Annotated in this window: 28 protein-coding genes; 15 read left to right on the top strand and 13 right to left on the bottom strand. The window is 67.1% G+C overall.

All coding sequences use genetic code 11. The annotated features are described in order from the left end of the window. From ACFWTE_RS09470 to ACFWTE_RS09455, 4 genes are all read right to left on the bottom strand, one after another. The gene (locus tag ACFWTE_RS09470) at positions 1-546 is read right to left on the bottom strand and encodes an NADH-quinone oxidoreductase subunit B family protein (RefSeq protein WP_267946791.1); all 546 of its coding nucleotides are present in this window, start codon (positions 544-546) and stop codon (positions 1-3) included. A gap of 124 nt (positions 547-670) precedes the next feature. After that, positions 671-1,030, bottom strand: coding sequence for an NADH-quinone oxidoreductase subunit A (locus ACFWTE_RS09465; protein WP_378778855.1), 360 nt, complete (start codon positions 1,028-1,030; stop codon positions 671-673). Positions 1,031-1,231: 201 nt separating this feature from the next. Beyond that, a complete protein-coding gene (locus ACFWTE_RS09460; protein ID WP_378778854.1) occupies positions 1,232-2,536 on the bottom strand; it encodes a geranylgeranyl reductase family protein in 1,305 nt (434 codons plus the stop codon). A 429-nt stretch (positions 2,537-2,965) separates the two neighbouring features. Beyond that, positions 2,966-3,676, bottom strand: coding sequence for a demethylmenaquinone methyltransferase (locus ACFWTE_RS09455; RefSeq protein ID WP_378778853.1), 711 nt, complete (start codon positions 3,674-3,676; stop codon positions 2,966-2,968). 254 nt (positions 3,677-3,930) lie between these two features. On the opposite strand from ACFWTE_RS09455, the gene ACFWTE_RS09450 reads away from it, so the two are divergent. From ACFWTE_RS09450 to ACFWTE_RS09425, 6 genes are all read left to right on the top strand, one after another. Then, positions 3,931-4,230 (top strand): hypothetical protein, encoded by a 300-nt coding sequence (locus ACFWTE_RS09450; RefSeq protein WP_378778852.1) that lies wholly within the window; start codon positions 3,931-3,933, stop codon positions 4,228-4,230. 25 nt (positions 4,231-4,255) lie between these two features. Next, the gene (locus ACFWTE_RS09445) at positions 4,256-4,627 is read left to right on the top strand and encodes a DUF6507 family protein (RefSeq protein ID WP_378778851.1); all 372 of its coding nucleotides are present in this window, start codon (positions 4,256-4,258) and stop codon (positions 4,625-4,627) included. A gap of 115 nt (positions 4,628-4,742) precedes the next feature. Then, complete coding sequence (locus ACFWTE_RS09440; protein WP_378778873.1) at positions 4,743-7,976, top strand: hypothetical protein; 3,234 nt, start codon at positions 4,743-4,745, stop codon at positions 7,974-7,976. Beyond that, entirely contained in the window at positions 7,973-8,857 is an 885-nt protein-coding gene (locus tag ACFWTE_RS09435) for an immunity 49 family protein (RefSeq protein WP_378778850.1), read from the top strand. The genes ACFWTE_RS09440 and ACFWTE_RS09435 overlap by 4 nt, the downstream gene beginning before the upstream one ends. 18 nt (positions 8,858-8,875) lie before the next feature. Beyond that, positions 8,876-9,340 carry an immunity protein YezG family protein gene (locus ACFWTE_RS09430; RefSeq protein ID WP_378778849.1) on the top strand — a complete coding sequence of 155 codons (465 nt, stop codon included), beginning with the start codon at positions 8,876-8,878 and terminating at the stop codon, positions 9,338-9,340. Beyond that, positions 9,337-9,501 carry a hypothetical protein gene (locus ACFWTE_RS09425; protein WP_378778848.1) on the top strand — a complete coding sequence of 55 codons (165 nt, stop codon included), beginning with the start codon at positions 9,337-9,339 and terminating at the stop codon, positions 9,499-9,501. The genes ACFWTE_RS09430 and ACFWTE_RS09425 overlap by 4 nt, the downstream gene beginning before the upstream one ends. A gap of 44 nt (positions 9,502-9,545) precedes the next feature. On the opposite strand, the gene ACFWTE_RS09420 is transcribed toward ACFWTE_RS09425, so the two are convergent. Together ACFWTE_RS09420 and ACFWTE_RS09415 are read right to left on the bottom strand one after the other, a co-directional pair. Next, positions 9,546-9,938 carry a MerR family DNA-binding transcriptional regulator gene (locus ACFWTE_RS09420; RefSeq protein ID WP_378778847.1) on the bottom strand — a complete coding sequence of 131 codons (393 nt, stop codon included), beginning with the start codon at positions 9,936-9,938 and terminating at the stop codon, positions 9,546-9,548. Between the two features lie 10 nt (positions 9,939-9,948). Then, positions 9,949-10,452: an ATP-binding protein gene (locus ACFWTE_RS09415; RefSeq protein ID WP_378778846.1), complete on the bottom strand. Its 504-nt coding sequence runs from the start codon at positions 10,450-10,452 to the stop codon at positions 9,949-9,951. 197 nt (positions 10,453-10,649) lie between these two features. Here ACFWTE_RS09415 and ACFWTE_RS09410 point away from each other — a divergent pair, with 197 nt between their 5' ends. From ACFWTE_RS09410 to ACFWTE_RS09385, 6 genes are all read left to right on the top strand, one after another. After that, positions 10,650-11,477, top strand: a complete 828-nt coding sequence (locus tag ACFWTE_RS09410; RefSeq protein WP_378778845.1) for a helix-turn-helix domain-containing protein — start codon at positions 10,650-10,652, stop codon at positions 11,475-11,477. Further along, entirely contained in the window at positions 11,464-11,649 is a 186-nt protein-coding gene (locus tag ACFWTE_RS09405) for a DUF397 domain-containing protein (protein ID WP_378778844.1), read from the top strand. The genes ACFWTE_RS09410 and ACFWTE_RS09405 overlap by 14 nt, the downstream gene beginning before the upstream one ends. A gap of 23 nt (positions 11,650-11,672) precedes the next feature. Beyond that, on the top strand, positions 11,673-11,846 hold the full coding sequence (locus ACFWTE_RS09400) for a DUF397 domain-containing protein (RefSeq protein ID WP_378778843.1): 174 nt from the start codon (positions 11,673-11,675) through the stop codon (positions 11,844-11,846). A gap of 210 nt (positions 11,847-12,056) precedes the next feature. Beyond that, positions 12,057-12,551: a hypothetical protein gene (locus ACFWTE_RS09395; protein WP_378778842.1), complete on the top strand. Its 495-nt coding sequence runs from the start codon at positions 12,057-12,059 to the stop codon at positions 12,549-12,551. After that, a complete protein-coding gene (locus ACFWTE_RS09390) occupies positions 12,548-13,024 on the top strand; it encodes an ATP-binding protein (RefSeq protein ID WP_378778841.1) in 477 nt (158 codons plus the stop codon). Before ACFWTE_RS09395 ends, ACFWTE_RS09390 begins: the two co-directional genes overlap by 4 nt. Positions 13,025-13,278: 254 nt before the next feature. Continuing rightward, a complete protein-coding gene (locus ACFWTE_RS09385) occupies positions 13,279-13,641 on the top strand; it encodes a hypothetical protein (RefSeq protein WP_378778840.1) in 363 nt (120 codons plus the stop codon). Between the two features lie 105 nt (positions 13,642-13,746). Here ACFWTE_RS09385 and ACFWTE_RS09380 read toward each other — a convergent pair whose 3' ends face one another. Further along, positions 13,747-14,496, bottom strand: coding sequence for an alpha/beta fold hydrolase (locus tag ACFWTE_RS09380; protein ID WP_378778839.1), 750 nt, complete (start codon positions 14,494-14,496; stop codon positions 13,747-13,749). Positions 14,497-14,592: 96 nt separating this feature from the next. On the opposite strand from ACFWTE_RS09380, the gene ACFWTE_RS09375 reads away from it, so the two are divergent. After that, the gene (locus tag ACFWTE_RS09375) at positions 14,593-15,141 is read left to right on the top strand and encodes a TetR/AcrR family transcriptional regulator (RefSeq protein ID WP_378778838.1); all 549 of its coding nucleotides are present in this window, start codon (positions 14,593-14,595) and stop codon (positions 15,139-15,141) included. Between the two features lie 267 nt (positions 15,142-15,408). Then, the gene (locus ACFWTE_RS09370; protein WP_378778837.1) at positions 15,409-16,563 is read left to right on the top strand and encodes a PP2C family protein-serine/threonine phosphatase; all 1,155 of its coding nucleotides are present in this window, start codon (positions 15,409-15,411) and stop codon (positions 16,561-16,563) included. Between the two features lie 80 nt (positions 16,564-16,643). Here the strand turns inward: ACFWTE_RS09370 and ACFWTE_RS09365 are convergent, their stop codons facing one another. After that, a complete protein-coding gene (locus ACFWTE_RS09365) occupies positions 16,644-17,411 on the bottom strand; it encodes a DUF1963 domain-containing protein (protein ID WP_378778836.1) in 768 nt (255 codons plus the stop codon). A 270-nt stretch (positions 17,412-17,681) separates the two neighbouring features. Between ACFWTE_RS09365 and ACFWTE_RS09360 the strand changes: the two genes are divergently transcribed. Further along, positions 17,682-17,945, top strand: coding sequence for an alpha/beta hydrolase family protein (locus ACFWTE_RS09360; RefSeq protein ID WP_378778835.1), 264 nt, complete (start codon positions 17,682-17,684; stop codon positions 17,943-17,945). A 44-nt stretch (positions 17,946-17,989) separates the two neighbouring features. Here ACFWTE_RS09360 and ACFWTE_RS09355 read toward each other — a convergent pair whose 3' ends face one another. The 5 genes from ACFWTE_RS09355 to ACFWTE_RS09335 form a co-directional block, all read right to left on the bottom strand. Further along, complete coding sequence (locus tag ACFWTE_RS09355) at positions 17,990-18,418, bottom strand: hypothetical protein (protein ID WP_378778834.1); 429 nt, start codon at positions 18,416-18,418, stop codon at positions 17,990-17,992. 98 nt (positions 18,419-18,516) lie between these two features. Continuing rightward, the gene (locus ACFWTE_RS09350; RefSeq protein WP_378778833.1) at positions 18,517-18,936 is read right to left on the bottom strand and encodes a hypothetical protein; all 420 of its coding nucleotides are present in this window, start codon (positions 18,934-18,936) and stop codon (positions 18,517-18,519) included. 21 nt (positions 18,937-18,957) lie between these two features. Next, positions 18,958-19,413: a toxin-antitoxin system YwqK family antitoxin gene (locus tag ACFWTE_RS09345; protein WP_378778832.1), complete on the bottom strand. Its 456-nt coding sequence runs from the start codon at positions 19,411-19,413 to the stop codon at positions 18,958-18,960. Positions 19,414-19,542: 129 nt separating this feature from the next. Continuing rightward, complete coding sequence (locus tag ACFWTE_RS09340; protein ID WP_378778831.1) at positions 19,543-20,406, bottom strand: hypothetical protein; 864 nt, start codon at positions 20,404-20,406, stop codon at positions 19,543-19,545. 414 nt (positions 20,407-20,820) lie between these two features. Further along, the gene (locus ACFWTE_RS09335) at positions 20,821-21,570 is read right to left on the bottom strand and encodes an immunity 49 family protein (protein ID WP_378778830.1); all 750 of its coding nucleotides are present in this window, start codon (positions 21,568-21,570) and stop codon (positions 20,821-20,823) included. Positions 21,571-21,582 lie beyond the last annotated feature (12 nt).

Here is a 21,582-nt window from a genome sequence, read left to right as displayed (position 1 = left end):
TCAGTCCCTCGTCACCACGGGCAGCGACCGGCGGAGCATCCGCTCCTCGATCTCGGTGATCTCCAGCTCCCGGTGGGCGCCGAGCTTGGTGTTCTGGACCTTGTCGTGCAGCTTGAGCACGGCGTCGAGGAACATCTCCGGCCGTGGCGGGCAGCCCGGCAGGTAGATGTCGACCGGGACGATGTGGTCCACGCCCTGCACGATCGCGTAGTTGTTGAACATGCCGCCGCTGGAGGCGCACACGCCCATCGCGATGACCCACTTGGGCTCGGGCATCTGGTCGTAGATCTGGCGCAGGACGGGGGCCATCTTCTGGCTGACGCGTCCGGCGACGACCATGAGGTCGGCCTGGCGCGGGGTGGCGCCGAACTTCTCCATGCCGAACCGGGCCAGGTCGTAGTGGGGGCCGCCGACGGCCATCATCTCGATGGCGCAGCAGGCGAGTCCGAACGTGGCGGGCCACATGGAGCTCTTGCGGGCCAGGCCCACGACCTGCTCGACGGTCGTGAGCGCGATTCCGCTGGGGAGTTTCTCTTCGAGTCCCATCAGCTGAGGACCTCCTCCGGGCTGGGCTGGGCGGGCTGCCGGGTCTGGGCCTTGTCGCAGGGGGTTGCGTTCGGGACGCCCGAACATGGGCCGAAGCGGAGCGCAGGCCCAGGGAAAACACTGCTCAGTCCCATTCGAGGCCTCCGCGGCGCCACTCGTAGGCGTAGGCGATGGAGACGTTCACCAGGAAGAGGACGATCGCGACCAGTCCGAACCAGCCGAGGGCGTCGAAGTGGACGGCCCAGGGGATGAGGAAGATGATCTCGATGTCGAAGACGATGAACATCATGGCCGTCATGTAGTACTTGACGGTGAATCGGCCGCCGCCCGCGGGCTGCGGCGTCGGCTCGATGCCGCACTCGTAGGCCTGCATCTTGGCCCGGTTGTAGCGCTTGGGGCCCATGACCGCCCCGGCCACCATCGACACCGCCACGAACGCGGCGCCGATCCCGCCGAGCACGAATATCGGTGTGTAGAGCTCCACGGGTCACCCTCCTTCTGGCTGGTCGGCACGCTCGCGCATGCTTGTGATTGCTTTCACTAGCTCATCTCTTCGGTCGTCCCGTGCTGTCCTGTTGTGGCGCCGGACCCGACCGCCCGGCCGTGTTCTCCCAGTGCTCCGCGTGTCCCGGGTCTCCCGGGGGCCGGACGCCTCCCTCCGGGAGGGGCCCGGCCCGCGGGGCGGCTAGGCCGCGGGGGCGATCCTGGTCAGACCGTTGATGACCCGGTCCATGGCGTCGCCCTGCGTGGGATCGGTGAGGTTGGCGAGCATCTTCAGCGCGAACTTCATGAGCGTGCGCTGGCGCAGGCCGTACTTGGTCGCGTACTTCATGAACTCGGGCTGGCCGATGGCCTTCACGAAGTAGCGTCCGAGCGTGTAGTAGCCGCCGTAGGTGTCGGCGAGCACGTCGGGGTAGCTCAGCAGGGTCCGCTCCCGGGTCTGCTGGGTGGTCCGCCCGTGTGCCTGCACGATGACGTCGGCGGCGATGTTCCCGGCCTCCATGGCGTAGGCGATGCCCTCGCCGTTGAAGGGGTTGACCATGCCGCCCGCGTCGCCGACGAGCATGAGCCCCCGCGAGTAGTGGGGGACCCGGTTGAAGCCCATGGGCAGGGCGGCACCGCGGATGGCGCCGCGCTGGTTCTCCTCGGTGTAGCCCCACTCCTCGGGCATGGACTCGGTCCAGCGGCGCAGGAGCTTGCGGTAGTCCACGTCCTGGAAGGAGGCGGTGGAGTTGAGGATGCCCAGGCCGACGTTGCTGGTGCCGTCGCCGACGCCGAAGACCCAGCCGTAGCCGGGCAGGAGGACGTCCTTGTCACCGCTCTTGTCCCACAGCTCCAGCCAGGACTCCAGGTAGTCGTCCTTGTGGCGGGGGCTCTCGAAGTAGGTGCGCACGGCCACGCCCATGGGGCGGTCGTCGCGCTTGCGGATGCCCATGGCGACGGACAGCCGGGAGGAGTTGCCGTCGGCGGCCACGACCAGCGGGGCCCGGAAGGTCACGGGCTCGCGGTCGGCGTCCTTGGCCCGCACCCCGACGATGCGGTTGCTGCGCTCGTCCATGAGGGGGCCGGTGACGTTGGTGCGCTCCAGGAGCTTGGCTCCGGCGGAGACGGCGCGGTTGACCAGGATCTGGTCGAAGTCGTAGCGGGTGCGGACGAGCCCGAAACCGGGGTAGGCGGCCAGGTCGGGCCAGGGGAGTTCGAGTCGGACACCGGCGCCGACGATGCGCAGGCCGTGGTTCTTGATCCACCCCTCGTCCTCGAAGGTGATCCCCATGGCTGTGAGCTGTTTCACCGCCCTCGGGGTCAGCCCGTCGCCGCAGACCTTCTCCCGGGGGAAGGAGGTCTTCTCCAGGAGCAGGACGTCCAGTCCGGCCTGGGCGAGGTAGTAGGCGGTGGTGGAACCGGAGGGGCCGGCGCCGACAACGATGACGTCGGCGTCGTACTCGGTCCGCTCCCGGCCTCTGGGAGAGGAGGTGGCTGTCTCGCTCACGGGTGGGTCCTCGACTGCTCGCGCGGTGCACCGTGGCGGGCCAGTGCGGGTTCGACCCGCTCACGGGGGATGGTATGGGTGTTTTGGGACTTCCGACATGTCCGGTATGGGGTCTTGTGTCCTGCGCCTCGTAGCCTTGTGAAGCACTTCACAAGCCTCCTTTCCGCAGTCTAGACCCTCGCGCGCCACGAGGCGACCCCCGGGGGGCGTGCGAGACGCGTTATCACCAAACGGGATATTGCTCCCAGATAGCCACACTGCACACCGAAAGCCACCATCTTCTGACAAACGTGCAGCTCATGATTGTTTCCGACATCCCAAGAACCCCAGCGGCAACACAAAAGGCCCGGAGAACGGAACGTTCTCCGGGCCTTGCGTACTTGGCGACAAGAAAGGAAGTATCGAACTTCCTGGGCGTTATGTCGGTTTCTACTTCTGGCGGAAACCACGGTGCAGGGCGACGATCCCCGTCGACAGGTTGCGCCACGCGACCCTCGACCAGCCCGCGTCCTGGAGGTCGCGGGCGAGGTCGGCCTGCTTGGGCCAGGCCATGATCGACTCGGACAGGTAGTCGTAGGACTCCCCCCGGCCGGACACCGCGCCCGCGATCTTGGGCAGGGCCGCCATGAGGTAGGTGGAGTAGAGCTTGTCCACGAAGTCGACAGGGATGTGGCTGAACTCGCAGATGACCAGTCGGCCGCCGACCTTGGTCACCCGCAGCAGCTCCCGCAGGGCCTGGTCCACGTCGCTGACGTTGCGCAGGCCGAAGGAGATCGTGACCGCGTCGAAGGTCTCGTCGGCGAAGGGCAGGCTGAGGGCGTCGCCCGCCACGAAGGTCACGCCGCCGGTGGAGGCGCCGCCCCGGCGCTCGGCGCCGGTCGTGAGCATGCCCAGGGAGAAGTCGCACGCGATGACGCGCGCGCCCTTCTTCACGAAGGACTCGGAGGAGGTGCCGGTGCCCGCCGCGAGGTCCAGGACCAGCTCGCCGCTGTAGGCCTCGACGGCGTTGACGGTGGCCTTCCGCCAGATCCTGTCCTGTCCCAGCGAGATGACGTCGTTGACGAGGTCGTAGTTTTCGGCGATGCCATCGAACATCGCCGCGACGTCCTGGGGCTTCTTGTCGAGCTTGGCGCGGGTCATGGCACAAGACTAAGGGTGCGTCCCGGGCCGCCGTACCGTTCCCGCCGCCGCCTTCCACTCCCTTCCCGGATCGGCCCCGTCCGAGAGGGAAACGGGAGTGCGTCCCTACCGGCCGGTAGGGCATTCTTGGACCGAACACCCAGGGATGGCGCGCCACCGGGTGCAAACGGGCGCGTTCGGGGGATGAATCCCGAACCGCGTGCGCGTCCGGTGCGTCCTACCCCACGGAAGCACGCCGGTGGGAAGGGGTGGAGATGAAGTTCGACGTGGTCGACCCGAGCGACGAGCAGGCCATCCTCGACGAGGAGGACACCGGGCAGGAGCGGGAGCCCGAGGAGGCGCCCCTGCCCCCGGGCGTCCACCCGCGCCTGGACCGCGCCTCCCGCAGAATGCACACCCGGATCAGGGCCGATCTCAGTATCCTCGGCGAGAGCCTCAACCGCCTGCACGAGCACATCGAGATCGCCCGGAGCCGCAAGGCCGACGAGGCCCCCGCCGCGTCGCCGCCAACGAACTTCCGCGCCGACGCCTTCTCCCGGCCCCCGACCCCCTGACCCCCCGCCCTGGAAGGAGAACTCCATGTCCGCCTGGAACATTCAGCCGTCCGAGGTCGGCGTCGTCCTGACCGCGGTCGCCGGTCATATCGGTGAGGAGGGTGGCAGCGAGGGCCTGGTCGGTGCCATGACCTCGACGGAGAGCCTGCTCACGAGCATCAGCGAGGAGGCGGACAGTGCGCCCATCAGCGTCGCCCTCGGTGAGTTCGCCGAGCACAACTTCGGCCTCATGGGTGACATGGCCGGGGTGACGGTCAGCGCCGTCACCGGTGCCAGCCAGGCCACCACGCACTACGTGAACGGCAACCTGACCATGGCGGCCGACGCCCAGGAGAACGCCGGGGTCGTCCCCGAGCCGGAGCCCGAGCGTCCGGTGTACGGCCCCCACGTCCCCTAGGCGCCGCGCCCCCGGCCCCTGATCCCGGCCCTGTTCGATCTCCCCGGTCCCCTGCCCCGGAGACCCCTACCCCGACTCGCTCCGGATCCCAGATGGAGACGTCCACGTGACCGAGATGTGCACGCCCACCGGCGGCCTGATCAACCCCTCGATGTTCCCCGTTCCCACCGCCAGTCCCGCCACGCTGGAGCGGCAGGCGGGGGACCTGCGCAGGGGCGGGGAGACGGTCGCCGGAATCGGCGCCGACATCAAGAGCGGCTGGGCGGGCCTGTCCGGCTGCTACACCGCTCCCGAGTCCGAGACCCTGTTCGCGGCGGTCGACCCGGTGGCCACGGACGGCGAGTCCGTGGAGACCTCCACGGGCAAGGCCGCCACGGCCCTGGAGACCTTCGCCGAGGCCGTGCGGGACATCAAGGCGAAGTGGTCGACGCTCAAGAGCGACTCCTACACCTTCCTCAACTCCATCGACACCAGCAACGACGACTGGAAGAAGGCCGAGGGCGGCTGGGACCGGTTCTGGGGCAACGAGAGCGACAAGGTCGGGGAGCACCAGGCGCTGCTCGACCGCGCCGACGCGCTGCGCCGGGAGTACGAGGAGGCCGAGCGGGCCTGCGCGAACGCGATCAACGCCGACATCCCCGACCGCACGAGCTTCGTGTCCGGGAACGCGGACGGCACCCCGCCCGGGGCCAACGAGTACCAGCACGGGTTCGACGGGTACCTCGGGGATGTCGACATGGCGTGGGGCGGTTCCCAGGAGACCGACCACGGCTGGTGGGTGGACGCGGGGTCCGCGGTCAAGGACTTCGGGGTGGGCATCGCCGAGGACGTCGGCGGCTTCGTCGGCGCCCACAACTCCGACGGCTGGTTCCAGGGCAGCTGGGGCGACAACCTGTGGGAGTACCACGAGGGCAACCTCCAGTCGGCGGCGTCGCTGGTAGGCATGTACGACGCCGAGAACGACAGTTGGGGCTTCCAGAGCTGGGAGCGCACCGGGGAGATCGCCACCGGGGCGTGGAGGGACGCCGCGCACGCGGTGGTGCCGTGGGAGGAGTGGGGCGAGCGGCCCGGCTACGTGATCGGCACGGCCCTGCTCAACATCGGCGCGACGGTGGCCGGCGTGGCCCTGTCCGCCACCGGGGTGGGCGCGGTCGTGGGCGCGCCGCTGCTGGCGTGGCGCGGTTCGGCGATGCTCAACCGGATGGGCGGCGACGGTCCGGGCGTGAGCACGCCGGACGTGCCGGAGTTCAACGTGAACAACCTCAACCTCGGTATCCCCGGCCGGTTCGGCGGCAGCGGCTCGCCCACGTTCGACTTCGACATGAGCGACCTCGACACCAGCTCCTTCAGCCCGTCGCAGCTCGGCGAGATGCGGGCGGCGCTGGACCGGATCAACGGCGGCAACACCGGCGGGACCGACCCCGTCCCGGACGGGACGCCGGACAACCGCCGGGTCACCCCGGTCAACGACGACGGTGCGGACACGGACGGCAGCCGCCCCCGGAACGGCAACGCCACCGCGGACCAGATCCAGGCCACGGACGACTTCCTGGACATCGTCAACAACCCGGAGAACGCCGACTTCGGCCGGGACGTGACCCAGCGCAACCAGGCCGAGATCGACGAGGTCGACCGCAACGCCAAGACCAACCCGAACCGCGAGGGCTCGTGGGAGGGCAACGACATCGAGTCCGACCGCCCCGACCTGGAGAACGACCCCGCCCGGGTGCCGGTCACCCCCAACGGCGACACCATGGAGGCCGACCGGCCCCGCGACACCTCCCCCGAGGACGTGTACCGGCTCACCGGAACAGGACCCCAGGACTTCGACTCCCGGGTGGACACCGGCGACACGAGCAACGGCCCCGAGACGCGGGACCGCACGCCCACGGTCACCAACAGCGTCGACAACGGCAACGGCACGCCGGGAAACGGGGACACCGGCAACACCGGGCCCGTCTCCAACGACTCGGCCGGCGGCGAGGGCGGCTCGGGCGGTGGCCGTCCCGGGATCCCGGGCTCCCCCGACTTCCACGGGGGAGCCGACGGAGGCTCGGGCGGCGGCTCGGACTCGGACGGCCCGGACGGCTCCCGTGGCGACGATGACGGCGACGGGAGCGGCGACGGCGAGCGCCCGCCGAGCCCGACCACCCTGGAGGAGTTCCAGGAGCACACGTGGGGGGACAAGGACGATCCCGCCAATCAGCAGGCCTTCCGCGACGACCTGCGCAGGCTCCTCAACGAGGACCAGGACGGCCGCGCGTACAACGACTTCTACAAGGAGTACTACAAGGAGGGCAACGGCCACCGGAAGCACGCCGACACCACGATCGGCCCGGACGAGTGGCAGCTCCCGCGGATCGACCGTGCGGACAGCAACAGCGACTGGATCCCGTTGGAGGCCGCCGAGCAGCCCCGGTTCCTCGGGGAGAAGACGGAGCTCCGCCTCGACGGTGACGAGTTCAGGCGGACCGACCTGGCACCTGAGGAGCTCGCACGGCGCAACCAGCTCAGGAACGACCTGGGCGGCCTCGACCACCTCGCCCACGACAGGCGTGTCTCCATCAACGCCTCCATGCGGGCCCGGGACCACCTCGCGGCGATGGAGGAACTGCACGGCGAGTACAAGGACAAGGGGCCGAACCACCCCCTCGTCGAAGAGGCGAAGCAGAAGTACCGGGAGGCGCACAAGTACGCCACGGACGTCGCCGAGGACTTCGGCGAGGAGACCGCCAGGATCGGTGCCCGGCACGAGTTCGACGGCGGCACGATCCGCGACGGGAACGGCGATCCGGTGATGCGGCACGTCGTCGACGAGGACGGCGACACCGTCTACGGAGACGACGGCAAGCCCGAGCTGACGGAGCTGCGGCCGAACCTGGACGGCGCGGAGGAGATCAGCCCTTCGCCGTTCGCGCCGAAGAACGGCAACGACCAGTTCGACCAGGTCTACCGCACCGTGGACGGCGACATCGTCATCGTCGAGGCCAAGAGCAGCACCAAGACCGATCTCGGGGAACGCAACGTCACTCCTGCGGGCGAGGACCCCAGGCGGGTGAGCCAGGGTACGCGCGCGTATGTGGAGGACATTCTCAGGGTGATGCGCGAACGCGGCGGTCAGGCGGGCAACGCCGCGGAACGCCGCCTCGCCGAGGAGATCCTGGACAAGCTGGACCAGGGCCGGGTGACCTACGCGGTGTTCAAAGGCGACCCGGTCGACGTCTACCGCCAGGGCCCCGACGGCCGGCCCGTCACGGATGCGGACGGCCGGAGGGAATGGACCGGAGACTCCCACGCCAACGGCTACGATCACCAGATCTTCGACCTCTCCAACAAGGAGGCTTCATGACCGCCTACGTCTCCCGGCACGAGATGGACCACGGGATCGATGAGGAGGAGATCGCCTACCAGGTGAAGCGCCGGGCGAAGATGGTCCAGAAGACGGTCCGGAACGCCGCGAACATCGGCCTGTGGCTGGGCCCCGTGCTCCAGAGCGCCGAGGAAGCCCTCCTGCTGGACCCTTCGGCCCGCGACCTGGAGACCTGGGAGTCGTGGACCACCGCGATGCAGTTCCACAACGCGGTCTTCGCCCTCTCCGAGGCCGAGAAGGGCAGCACGGTCGAATACCTGATCGACCAACAGGTACGCACCCTGGAGTCCCCGGGCCTGATCCACACCGCCAACGTCGGCACCTGGCAGACCGCGTTCTTCCTCGCGGTCACCTGCCGCGCCAACACCCACGCCGAAGCCCTGTGCCGCATCCCCCCGGACCGCCTGCGCCGAGCAGGAGAGGCCGGAGGCATCACACACAACGAGTTCAGCTTCCACTGGACCGCCGCGCTACAGGCCTACGTCAACGGCACCGACGACCTGGCGGCCGAACTCCGCCGGGCCATGGAACTCTCCGACCCACGCCGGGGCGCGTTCGGCGGCGAATACCTGGACCTGGTCACCTTCCCCCAGATGGACGTCTTCCGCCTGCTGCTCATGGGAGACGCGGCGGCCTTCAACCAGGCACTCGCCGAGGCACTGAAATCCTTCAAGCGCTACCAGACGCGCGAGGACGCCCCCGCGGGCGTCCACGGCATCGTGCCCCTGGGGCTGCTGGCGATCGCCTGCCTGGCCCACGACAAGGCCCAGATCGATCCGGACTTCTCCCTGGACGTGGAATCGGAGTACCTGCCCGAGCACATCGTGAAACGATCCTGGTACGGCGAGTTCCCCGTCTGACCCAGGAGGACGTACACGGTGAGTCACCTCTTCCGGAAGGGCCACCTGGACGTTGCGGCGCAGAAGGAGATCCTGACCCAGATCGGGATGCGGATCTTCGAAGGCGCCCCGGACGGGTGGACGCGCCTGATCTACCGCATCGAGACCGTGGTCGAGCACGGGACCAGCGAACTGGTCGTCGAGTTCGAGGACGGCTCCAGCCGGAGGACGGCCACCCCCGCCGGTATCACGATGATGATCGACGAACTGCGCGCGGGGATGTACCAGGAGGGCAAGGGCACCTGGTTCTCCATGGAGTACGTCATCACCCGGCCCGGGAAGTTCGCGGTCAACTACAACTACGACGACGACCCGGGCATCACGTTCCCCACCGCCTTCGGCTTCACCAACGACCTCAAGTGCTTCCCCCGCGACGAGGAGAACATCCCCGACTGGCTCCGCGAGAAGCTGGTCGAGGAAGCCGAAGGACGCGCCACGGAGTGATCCCCGACTTTGGAAGGCAGACCTCGCACACCGGGGAACTCGTCGCGCGGTTGGAGTCCGCCCGGGCGTCGGACGAGCCCTGGATCGACAGGAGGTCCCAGGTGCGCCTCGCCCGGGAGTACCTGCGCCGGTCCGCGCTGTGGCGGCTCGAACTTGGATGACGCGTCCCTCCAGAGGATCGACAACGCGGAGCACCAGAGGCGGATCATGACGGACGGCGGTCACCCCTGAGGGGGTCGGCGGGCGTCCGGTGTCCGGCGTCCAGAACCGCCATGAGGCGGGCGATCTCGGCGGCCTCCTCCCGCGCCCCGATCTCCAGGGCACGGCCGTGGACCTGGCGCAGGGTGGCGACGACCTCCTCCAGCGGCGGCGCCGGGGCGGCCAGGGCGAGGACCCGGTTCCTCCGATAACGCCGGTCTCCACCGGGTGTGCGGAGCGGGGTGAGCCGCCCCTCCCCCTCCCAGCGGAGGAGGGTCCCGGTGCCGACGCCGAGGATGTGCGCGGCCTCGCTCGGGGTCAACAGTCCCCCTGCGGGCCGACCGGGTTCCTCCGGGGTGTCGACCGCGCCCGGCAGCGTCCGCTCCCGTCCCGTCGTCACGGCCGGCTCCTCAGATCCGGGTTCGCGGCCGGTCCAGCTCGAACCACACGGTGGTCCGGTCGCGGTCGTGGAAGGTTCCCCACCGTGCCGCCTGGGCGTGCACGAGGCGGAGCCCGCGCCCGCCCTCCCGCTCCAGGTCGAGGGGGCGCATGTGCGGGGTGGAGGAGCCGTCCCCGCGCGGCCCCTGGTCGATGACCTTCACCTGCACGCGGCCGGGGAACCGGTGGAGGGTGACGGTCACCTGCCCGCCCTCGTCCCCGCTGCGCGAGTGCGTGATGGCGTTGTTGAAGAGCTCGCTGACCAGGTACTGGGCGACGTCGGAGGTGGCGGGCGACAGGACCGCGGCAATGCGCCTGCGCAGGACGGAGGCCTGTTCGGGGCGTCCGGCGACGGCCAGGGCGTGGCAGGCGGGAGCCGGGCACGAGTGGTCGAGCACCACCGGCGCGCGGTCGTCGGGGTCCGTGACCCGGCGGGGCAGGGGCTCGGGGCTGCCCTCGGCGTCACGGTTCGGCACTATGCGGGTGACTGGTCGCACCTGGTTTCCCTCCCTGGGACGGCCACTGCGTGGCCCGTGGGACCACCCTGGGGCCGCCCAAGAAAAGGTTCCAGCAAAATCACCGAACGGTCACACTTAGTCGTTGCGCGCCCTATCGCGTCGTGTCCTGGTCTTGCATGGGTCGTAGTGGCGATAACCCGGAAGTGGGAGTCGTAGTGAGCCTCAAGGCCAACCCCAGGCGCAAGACCCTGGGCAGGAAGATCTCGGCGGCCCGCAGCCAGGCCGGGATGACGCAGGGCCAGGTGGCCAAGGCGTTGAAGGTCGTCCAGTCCACGGTGTCCGCGTGGGAGAAGGGCAGGCGCAGGCTGCCGTCCGACCGGGCGGCTGAACTGGATGACCTGTTCGATTCCGGGGGTGCGATAAATCGGGCATGGAACGCGGCGAACGAGCCCGACGCACTACCGCCCTGGTACACGGAAGTCGGTCAGCTGGAGCGGGAGGCCACCGAACTCCGGGAGTACCAGCCATTGGTCTTCCCTGGACTGGTGCAGTGTGAGAACTATGCGCGAGGGCTGTTGGCCGACACTGTTCCGTGGTTCTCACCGAAGGAAATCGACCAAATGGTCTCCCTGAGGATGGCACGGCAGGAAGTTCTAGAGCGGCAGGAAAATCGTCCTTTGGTGTCGATCGTCGTGGAGGAGCCGGTACTCCGCCGAACTGTCCAGGGCGGCGGTTCTATCCTTCGGGAACAGCTGGCCCGTGTCGTCGGGTTGATCGAGAGGGGCGAAATCCGCTTCCAGGTCATCCCGAGCGACGCGGAGTGCCATCCGGGTGGTTCAGGACCCTTCCGTCTCTATACCTTCCCCGACAAACCCGTGGTCGCCTCAGCCGAACACATGGAAGGCGAGCAGCTCATGGATGGCATGATGCAGGTGCAACACTGCGCGACGCTCTTCGGTGTTCTGCAGGCCGAAGCGCTGTCGCCCCGTGCGAGCCGGGAACTCATCAGGAAGGTCAGGGAAGAACTCGATGACGAAACGTGAGACCCACTGGCACAAGAGCAGCTACAGCGGTGGCTCAGGAAGCTGCATCGAGGTCGCAGAAGGGAAGGCCGTCCTGGTCCGCGACACCCAGAACCGCACTCTCGGCCACATCGACTACACCGCCGAAGCGTGGGCATCATTCCTGCGCGGGGTGACCACCCACCGCGCCTGAGCCGACGAGGCAGAGGAGCCACCGTGAACGCCTGGCACAAGAGCACCTACAGCGGAGGCGAAGGGAGCTGTGTCGAGGTCGCGGAAGGGGAGGCCGTTCTGGTGCGCGACACCGACAACCGACCCCTCGGCCACATCGGCTACACCCCCGAGGCCTGGGCGGCGTTCCTCGGCTCCACCACCTCCCTTATCCCCTGATCCCGGACACAGCGACGGCCGACCAGCGTGCTGGTCGGCCGTTTTTTCGACTTCTCCCACGTTACTTCCCGGTATCTCCACGCACCGACCCCCCGACCCCCTACTCTCTGTCTCGAAAACCCAACTGAACGAAATGACCCCGCAACGGCTAAACACCGTTCGGGGTCGTGGCCAGCAACTTCAACACCTTTAGACCTAAGGATTGCCAGCATGCGCCAGTTTAGCGCTGCGGCCCTGACCCCTGCCTTTCGGCTGGTCATGGCCCTGTTCCTCGCCCCTCGCGGACGCCACGCCTCCCCCGGGCGGCTGCGTCGCCGCCGGTCCACCCGGGTCCGCCGCTACGCGCCCGTTCCCGTCCCGGTCCCGGCTGCCGCTCTTTCCCCGGTGACATCTCCGCGCCCGGTACGGGACCTGGCTCCCCCGCGCCACACCGCCGAAGCCGAGGACGTCGCCCTCGTACGGCCCTACTACGAGGCCCACGAGCGCGAGCTGCTCCGGGTCCAGGCCGAGGCCAGCGCCCGCCTCCACGGCTGGGTTACCCGGCCCCGCACCTCCGGCGACCTCCTCGCCGCCCCGTCCCCGCTGCCCGTTGCGGCGCTCGCCCTGATTCCGCCGCCCAGGACCGCCCCGGAGAACTGGGACGACCTGGCCGCCGCCACCGACGTGTGGGGCGGTCGGCAGGCCCGTCAGGGGGTCCCGGCATGAGGCCCCACGTCTTCTGGGAGCACCGCGTCTACCCCGGGCACCTGTCCGAGCTGGGCGGGGTCCGCGCGGACCTCGCCGCCGACCTGGCCGGGTTCGACCCGGACACGGTGGACACGCTCACCCTCGTCACCAGCGAAGTCTTCGCCAACTGCTGCAAGTACACCGATTCCGGCCACGAGGGCGGCGAGGTCCTGCGCGCGCTGTCCATGCCCGATCCGGGCACCCTGCGCGTGGGCCTGTCCGACTTCGGCGGGGGCGGCGGCGTCCCCGCCGTCCCCCACGAGCGGACCGCCGACGAGTGGGACCGGGCGGAGGGGCAGCGCGGCCTGCTCATGATCGAGAACCTGGCCTCGGCGTGGGGCCACCACCGGCTCGCGCCCTGGGCCGACCTGGGCACACACGTGTGGGCCACCCTGCCCGTCGACCCGGCCGGCGTCCCGCCGGGCCTGCGCCCCTACGTGTTCACCCGCTGAACCGCCCCGGGGAGTCCCCGTCCCGCCCGCCGCGACGGGGACTCCCCCGCGTCACCGGAGTCCGCCCCACGACCGGGATCCTGAAGGCCGAGAGTCCTCGTGCAGCTTTGAGGAGTACAGATCTTATAAATGCACTACTAAAAAATGCGGAGGCATCGGTGCTGGTCAAACCGTTGGGCGTGTTCTCGGGCACGCCTCCTGCTGTGCGGCTCCTCGATGTCGTTCATGGGCAGGCTCCTCACCGGTTCCGCCGCATGTGCCGTCTCTGGGCCCAGGACTTCGCAGGGCCCGGCACCCTGGGCGGCGAACCCTCCGACGCGCGCACCGGGGTCGTCTACGACAGTGCCCGGCGGGTCGGCCACGAGGTCGACGTGGTCGTGTCCGGAGACGAAGGGGGCCTGCTCGCGATCGGTGAGGCCAAGTGGGGGGAGACGATGGACTCCCACCACCTGGCCAGGCTCGCGCACATCGCTGACCTGCTAGAGGGCAGGGGACAGCGTCCGGGCAAGCTCCTGCTGTTCAGCGGAGCCGGGTTCACCGCCGAGTTGCGTGGTGCCGCCGCCTCCGATCCGCGCGTGGAACTCGTCGACCTCGAACGCCTCTACGAAGGGGAGTGACGTAGGCCTGCGGCCCCTCCGGGTCTGCGTCCCTGCGCCTTCACCCGCTGAACCGCACCCCCCGGAACAACCGCTGCCGGGCCACGCGTCGGCGGGATCCCGGTCTCAGCTGTCCAGGGAGGACCAGAACCGTCGCAGGACGGCCGCTCCCCGCTCGGGGTCCTGGAGCATCCAGTAGTGGGTCAGCCCGTCCAGCTCCTCGAACCCGGTGCCCAGGCGTCGGGCCATCTCTCGATCCTGCTCCGGGCGGGCCATCGGGTCCCCGGTCGGCGCGAGCAGGAGCCCCGGGACCTCGGCCGGACCGTCGAGGTCCCGGCCCCAGTCCGCGTGGAAGTTGGGCCACGCCGACCGGTAGAGCGCCAGGATGGCCGCGCTCATCTCCTCGTCGTGGGCGGCGTCCACCTCCTGTGCCAGTTCCGCGCTCATGCCCCGGGACCGGAGCACGTCCCCGAAGGTGGCCCCGCTGCCGGGAACCGCCGCACGCAGCCCGGCCAGCGACTCCTCTCCCTCGGGGCTCTTCTGCCACAGCGTGGCCGCGTCGTGCCACTGGTACTCGGGGTGCCAGCCGTGGGCGACGTCGGAGACCCAGCTGCGGACCGGGACGTCGTAGGAGGAGACGACGCGCATGGCCAGGTGGGCGCCCCAGTCGTGTCCGACGAGGTCGACGGGCCCGCCGATGGCGCGCAGCTCCTCGGCCAGCCAGGCGGCGTAGTCCTCCTTGTCCCGCATGTGCGCCGGTCGCGCACTGCCGAACCCGGGCAGGCGCAGGGCCACGGTGGACTCGGGAAGGAGCGCCCGGACGCTGTTCCAGACGGACGGTGTCTCGGGCACGCCGTGGACGAAGACGATGGTCATGCGGGTCCCCCACAAGGAAGTTGATAAGCTATCAAATTCACCGTAGCACGAAAAGTTGATGAGTTATCAACTTTGTGGTCCCAGGAGGAGGCGGCCATGCGGGCGGACGTCGCGCGCAACAACCAGAAGATCTTCGAGAAGGCCCGGGAGGCGGTCGCCGCCGGGGAGACCGACCTCAAGCTCAACGAGCTCGCCCGTCGGGCGGGGGTCGGCGTCGGGACGGTCTACCGCCTCTACCCCACACCCCGGGCGATGCTGGAGGCCGTGGTCGAGGAGGCCGTCACCGACCTCAACCGCGTGGCGGCCGAGGCGGCGCTCGGCCCCGACCCCCGCCGCGCCCTCGGCGAGTTCCTCCGTGCGGCCCTGACGGCAGCGCTCGAACAGCCCGGGCTGTTCGACGTCCTGATCACGGTCGAGGACGAGCGGGAATCCCTGCGGCAGGCGAAAGGCGAACTGGTCGCGACGACCGAGCAGCTCCTCGAACGCGCGCGCACGGAGCCGCCACTCACCGGGGAGAACATGCTCAAGCTGCTGTGCGGACTGATCCACGCGATCAGCGAGCACCCCGCCGACCGGCGCCAGGCGGCGGCCGACGCCTACCTGCGCCTCCTCCAGAACGGGCTGGTGGCCGGCCCTGCCACCTGAGGCGTCGACCGTGTCCGGTGGCGGCGGGAGACGAGGGTGGATCCTCGCGTTCACCAGCGCCAGAGGTCGACCTGCTCCACTGTCCGCGTCGGCGCCCTGAAAAGGACATTTTTCCTGTTGATGGGCCTTGGAGGGATAGCTTGGAGGTGGAAGCACCGCAGTCGCCGCAGGCAGACACACGCCCCACGCGAGCCGGAGATGAGGGCCATGGCCAAGCCCGTCGCACCCGATATGGTTCTCGATGCGTTTCTGGACAAGATGCACCGCATGGAGCCCTCCGAGCTTCCGCAAGCGCTACAGCACCACGCCTCGATGCTGGGGGTGGACCGGATCAGCGTCTATGTGGCCGATGTGCAGCAGGATCAGCTGGTGATGCTGCCCCAGCGCTACGGGAACACCGAGCGCCAGTTACCCATCGGTTCCTCCGACGCAGGCCGGGCCTACCGCAACGTCACCGAACACATCGCCGTCGGAGACAGCGGCGGCCTGGTCCTGTGGCTGCCCTTGATCGACGGCATCGAACGCCTGGGGGTGCTGTGCGTCGAGGCCGACACCATCAGCGCCCAGGCCCTTCAGCTGTGCCGAAGCCTGTCCACGATCGTCACACTGGTGATGTTCACCCAAGGCCTTTTCAGCGACACCTACGCCCGCTTCCAGCGGACACAGAAGATGGAGATCTCCGCCGAGATGGTGTGGGCCTTCCTGCCACCCCGCTCCATCGGCAGCCGCATGACCACGTCCAGTGCCACCCTGGAGCCCGCCTACGATCTGGGTGGCGACGCCTTCGACCACTCCCTGGTCGACCACATGCTGCACGTCACCATCATCGACAGCATGGGCCATGACCTCAGTGCCGGCATGAGCTCCGCGGTCGCCCTGGCCGCCTGCCGCAACGCCCGCCGCTCCGGGACGCCCGACCTGGGACCCCTCGTCGAGGGTGTCAACCGGGCTCTGCTCAAGGCCTTCGACGCCCGGCACACCACCTCCATCTTCGCCCAGCTGCACCTGGAGACCGGTCAACTGGAATGGGTCAACGCCGGCCACCCCCCGCCCTTGCTGCTGCGCAACGGGGAGGTCGTCGACCGGGCGCTGGAGCGCGACCCCGAGCCCCCGCTCGGGCTGCCCGACGGTCTGGCCGAATCCACCCGTACCGTCCACGAAGCCCACCTGCAGCCCCAGGACCGGGTCCTGTTCTACACCGACGGCGTCGTCGACGCCCGGTCCCCCTCCGGTGAGGACTTCGGCATCGACCGGTTCACCGACTTCATCCTGCGCGCCATCGCCGCCGACGAAGCTCCGCCCGAGACACTGCGCCGCCTGACCAAAGCCATCCTGCAGTACCAGCACGGCCCCCTCGTCGACGACGCCACCATCGTGATGTTCCAGTGGCACCCCTCCCGCTCACCCGACTACTTCTTCTGAGATACAGCCGGCGAGCGCCCGGGGAACCCGCCGCAGGGCACCCCGCTCAAAACGGACCCGCACCGGGTTCCGGAACCTCCTCAGTGGTAGGTCAGGGTCACCAACCCGGCGGCCTCGAAGTTCATGGCCGCCAGCTCGTCGCGCTGGATGATCCAGAACGGGCACGCGGTGAAGCCGGGGTTGTCGGGCATGTCGAGTTGCGCCTGGGCCAGCAGCACCCAACCGCCTTTCTCGTCGTCCGGGGAGGAACCCGTGATCGGAGGGTCCTGCGGCGAGTAGGCGTATCCGCCCAGGAACAGATCGATCTCATCGATCTCCCTCCTCCTGTCCTGGTGCTCCAGTTCGTACTCCATGTAGAGCCGCGCGGTCTCCACGTCACCCAGGACGGCGTCGTCGGCGCTCGTCGGGAGGCACCGGACGGTGCGGGCGTAGAGGAGGTGCGGGTCGATGGCGGGGGAGGCGTCCTCGCGGTCGGGGGCCTTCTCCACCGTGGCCGCTTCGGCCGGGACGTGGACCACGGAGTTGCCCCTGCCGATCAGCACGGCCCCGTCGATGTCGCACCTGTCGGCGAAGAACAGCAGGTGCCCGTCCCTGGGCAGGGGGATGTCGAGCGCGTCCCGCGGGAGGGCCGCGCAGTCGACTGACGCCACAAGATCCAGGTAGCCGTCCCACGTGGAGTCCGGGGGGAGCGAGGGGAGCCCGCCGTACCGACCGGCCAGGACCCCACCGCCCTCGCCCGACGGGCTCAGCTCGATCTGGGGGCGGGCGAGGCTCAGAGCCAGGTCGATGGCGTGCTCGGGGACGCCGTTCCTACGAGCCTCGTCGCGATACGCATCAGAACTATCCATACCGGACATGCTGCCCAGCTCCGAGGACACTCAACACGGCCCGGGCGGTCGCCGCACGGGGTTGACCGTGTCCCTGGGGCATGGTGTTGCGTTGGCACCGGGCCCGCCCACCGGGCGGCCCCGGACTACTTCACCGCGGCGGTGGACTACGTGGGCATCTCGGACCTGGCGAACTTCACGCGCGCCCTGCCGCCGTTCCTCGGGCCCAGCCTGGCCAACAACTGGTACCGCTACGTCGGCGACCCCGACATCCCGGAGTAGGAGGCAGACATGCTGGCCCGCTCGCCCATCACCATGGCAGACCGCATCCGCACCCCCCTGCTCATCACCCAGGGCACCAACGACGCCCGCGTGGTCCAGGCGGAGTCCGACAACATCGTCGAACCCCTGCGTGCACGCGGGGTGCCCGTCGAGTACATCGTCGCGGAGGACGAGGGTCACGGCTTCACCAACCCCGAGAACCAGGTGCTGCTCCACCGCGCCATCGAGAGGCACTTCGCGGAGCACCTCGGTGGGCGGTCCGGAGCACAGTAGGGCTGGTGGGAGGCGGAGCGGGGGACGTGCGGGGGGCGTGCGGGCTACCCGGCCCCGCCCCGCGCTGCCTCGATCTGCTCCCTCAGCCAATCGGGGACGAACTCGTCCGACCGGGGGAAGGTCTCCAGGTCATCAACGAAGTCTTCGGGGCTCGGACGGAACGTGAAGTTCGGATACTCGTCGTAGTTGAAGTCCACGCTGTACCGGGAGGGACGCTCGATCGTGTACTTGATCGAGAACCACGTCCCCTTGTCCTCCTGGTACATACCCGCACGCAGCTTGGCAAGCTTTAACAGAACGGACACTGGACATTTTACCATTTCAGACGTCCCGTCCGAATATTCAGCCGTGAGCCCATCGGTGGCATACCGGGCCACGGAGGAGTACTCGTATTCAAGCCGCACCCAACCCTCAGGCGCACCCCCCAGAAGATCCGCACCGACCTCCTGCAGCATCTCCTGCTGCTCCAGCATTCCCACATCGCCAACGGGATAACGCATAATCAAAAGCCACCTTCACCAGATCACTCAAAAAACCGGGCACGAGCTAGCCCACCCAGAAGTCAGCGATTCTAAAGCCATGGTGCAGGTCGGCCCTCCCCAGTGCCGGGATCCCGCAGCAAGCGCACCGGAGGATAGACCTCTTCCTTTCCTATGTTGCCGAATCCATCCCTCTCCCGAAAGATGATGAGATTACCCAGCGCATCATAGATCGCCTCAGAGAGAAGACTCCCTTCTTCATCCCACTCATGCCAGGAACCCACAGGACCAACAGAGAACTGATAATTTCCCTGGGCTACCAGTTTTCCACTAGGAGACCATCTGAGTCTTGGCCCGCCTCCTCTCCCTTCTATAAATGTCCTCAGGCCAACACTGATGCCGTTTTCGCAGATGATCGCTTCACCGGTGAAGGGCTCACCCTCATACAGGGCCTTCTCCCCCAATCCCTCAAGGCAATCGATCTCTCCAATATCGACTTGCTGCATCCTCATGAGGACCCTAAATTGGGAGCTTCAGCGCCAACGCAGGGCGTTTCGCCTTCCGGTGGCTTGATCTTTGAACCCCACCTCCGGCTCGTAACGCTCCTCGCTGGTGAGGTTACCCATCTCATCCCACGTTCTCATGATACGAAGATTTCCTGCCGTATCAAAGATTCTCTCCCGTGCGAGCTTTCCGCCCTCGTCCCAGTAGTGCCAAGGGCCAACAGGATGGGGATAGCGCATGTTCCCCTGGACAACCAGTTGCCCATTATTCGGACTCCAGGTGAGCCTTGGGCCGTTTTCCACGCCACCCACGTAGGTCATCAACTCAACTGGCTGATTGTCATCGTATTCGATGGCCTGCCCCGTGAACGGTTTCCCATCCAAAAAGGCTGTCAGGTCGTCCGGATGATCCAAGTCCTCTTCATCAACCCTTATCACCCATCCCCCTGAAGTACTCAACCAGATCGAATCCTGATATCGGACCAATCGTCAGGGCTTCCTTGAGGGCGAAGGATTCGATCTGTTGCCAGGTCGTATGTTGCTCTTCAAAAAACATCGAACCCCCTCTCTTCTTGCCCCCATATCCGATCCAGGACGAACTCTTTCTCCCGCATCTCAACCGAACCGACCACCAACCCAAGGAACATCAATAGGCCGACGGAGCCAGTACCACGAACAGGCCAGCAGGAAATCGGAGGCAACCTCACGCGCTTCAACAAGAGCGTGTCCTCCGTCCTCAACAGTGTTATCGCTATATCTGGAATCAAGCACCCCAAAAAGTTCACTCGCCAGCTTTGCTTCATCCCTGGAAAGCTCTCGCTGAATCCGATCAGCCTTGTCCCTGCAATGCAAGTCCTCCACATAAATACTCGCGGGATACCAGGACAGGGGAGGCCAACCCGAAGACATACGCACGGAAAGACGCTCCCAATTCATGGCCAGCCCACGAATCTCTCTCATCGCACCCTCCGCATCTTCGGAGATGAAGGAATCCGCAATCAGTGTTGGAAGCTGAAGCACTTTTATCACCTCGGGGAATCTGGAGACTCTTGCGCGAGGGAGTTCCGGAACAGCGATCTCGACGCCGACGACCCTGAGCTCTTGCCCCTCGTACTCAGGCTCCTCGACGCGCGCGTAAGCTATTTCTCCACGAGATGTCGCGAGCTTCCAGATACTAGGAGCAACTTCCGCGCCCGGAAACATCACGACGCCTCCGAGCATTCGGGCTAGCTCCAGAGAAAGATCCTTTTCAGTAGGCTGATTCTCTACACTTTCGGCCGAGTAGACACTCAGGGACCAATCAATATCTCCCATCGTCTCCGAGTACCCTGCAGAAACCGCAGCGTCCCAGTTACGGGAGTCGATGTCGTCTTCGCTTGCCACGTCGACGCTCGCTTCAGCCACGCCGAACACCTTGGACAGAGCTCTCCGCAAAAGTATCGGATCAACTTTCCCACAGAAAAGCAGATAGTAGATCATCCGACTCGACCTCAAACCTGAACTGGGGATCGACCTGGCTTCGGCCGTATGCCAAACACGCCAACGCCAAAAATCCCAACGGCACCACCCCAACCAACGGGCCCTGGCCGGGACGGTCAGTACTGCAGTATTCCCTGAACCACTCCGGAACGAAACCGAACCCTGGACAGATATCCCCAATAACCCGAGAGAGGACTATCGCAAACCCCAAGAATCAACACCAAGGGGAATCCAGAACAGTTATTCGATCCTAATGCCACGCGGCGGGTTTTTGGCGATCTGCGCATAGGTCCCCGCATGCTCGCGATCAAAACCCTCATACAGATACATCTGAATCATCTCTTCTAATGTATAGTTCTCAGGATCTCGCACAATAATGATCATCTCGATGCAGAGCGCTACTTTCTAATCCCATCAGATGGGGAATTCACCGCGCCAGGAATTCTCCACGATGTGCTTGGGCAGGTAGTCCGACTCGACCTCGAACCTGAACTGGGGGTCGACCTGATTTCGGTCGTAGCCCAGGCATGCCAACGCCAGCAAGCCCAAGGGCACCTGACCATCCAAGGGACTTTGCCCCGGGCGCTCCGTGCCATAGTAATCCCTGAACCACTCCAGCCCCTGAGTCAATGCCTCGTTGAACTTATCCGAGTCACCCATCAGAAGGCATCGGAAAACATCCATCTGCGGAAATGAGACCAGGTTCAGATATTCCCCACCGAACGCACCGTTACGCGGATCGGACAGCTCCATCGCCTGGCGCAACTCCCCCACCAAGTCGTCGCTGCCCCTGACATAGGCTTGCAACGCCGCCACCCAGTGGTAGGTGAACTGGTTGTACTGAGCACCATCACTTTCCCCAGCTTGCCGAAGGAAGTCCACCGGAATCGAGCACAAGGCCTCAACACGCTCCTTGTCCCGGCATGTCACCGCCAGGTAGAACGCCATTTCCCAGTTACCGGCGTTCGAGAAGTATCTCGGCCCGATACCCGTGATCGTCCTGGTCTGCTGCCCAAGCCGGCACGTGACCTCCACGCCCTTGGGCCCCGTGGTCGCAGCAAAGGCAGCACCGTAGTACTGCATCAGAGCAACCCAGGCCTCCCACGTCTCCAGTTTTCCTGCTTCCGGGTCAGCAACAAGGGCCTCCTTCGCGTAGTCAAACATTGGATCCATCCA

Origin of the sequence: Nocardiopsis sp. NPDC058631 (assembly GCF_042716955.1) — a bacterium.
Lineage (GTDB): Bacteria > Actinomycetota > Actinomycetes > Streptosporangiales > Streptosporangiaceae > Nocardiopsis.
The sequence above is the reverse complement of the archived record's forward strand: the minus strand, read 5'-3'. Positions and strand labels throughout refer to the sequence as shown.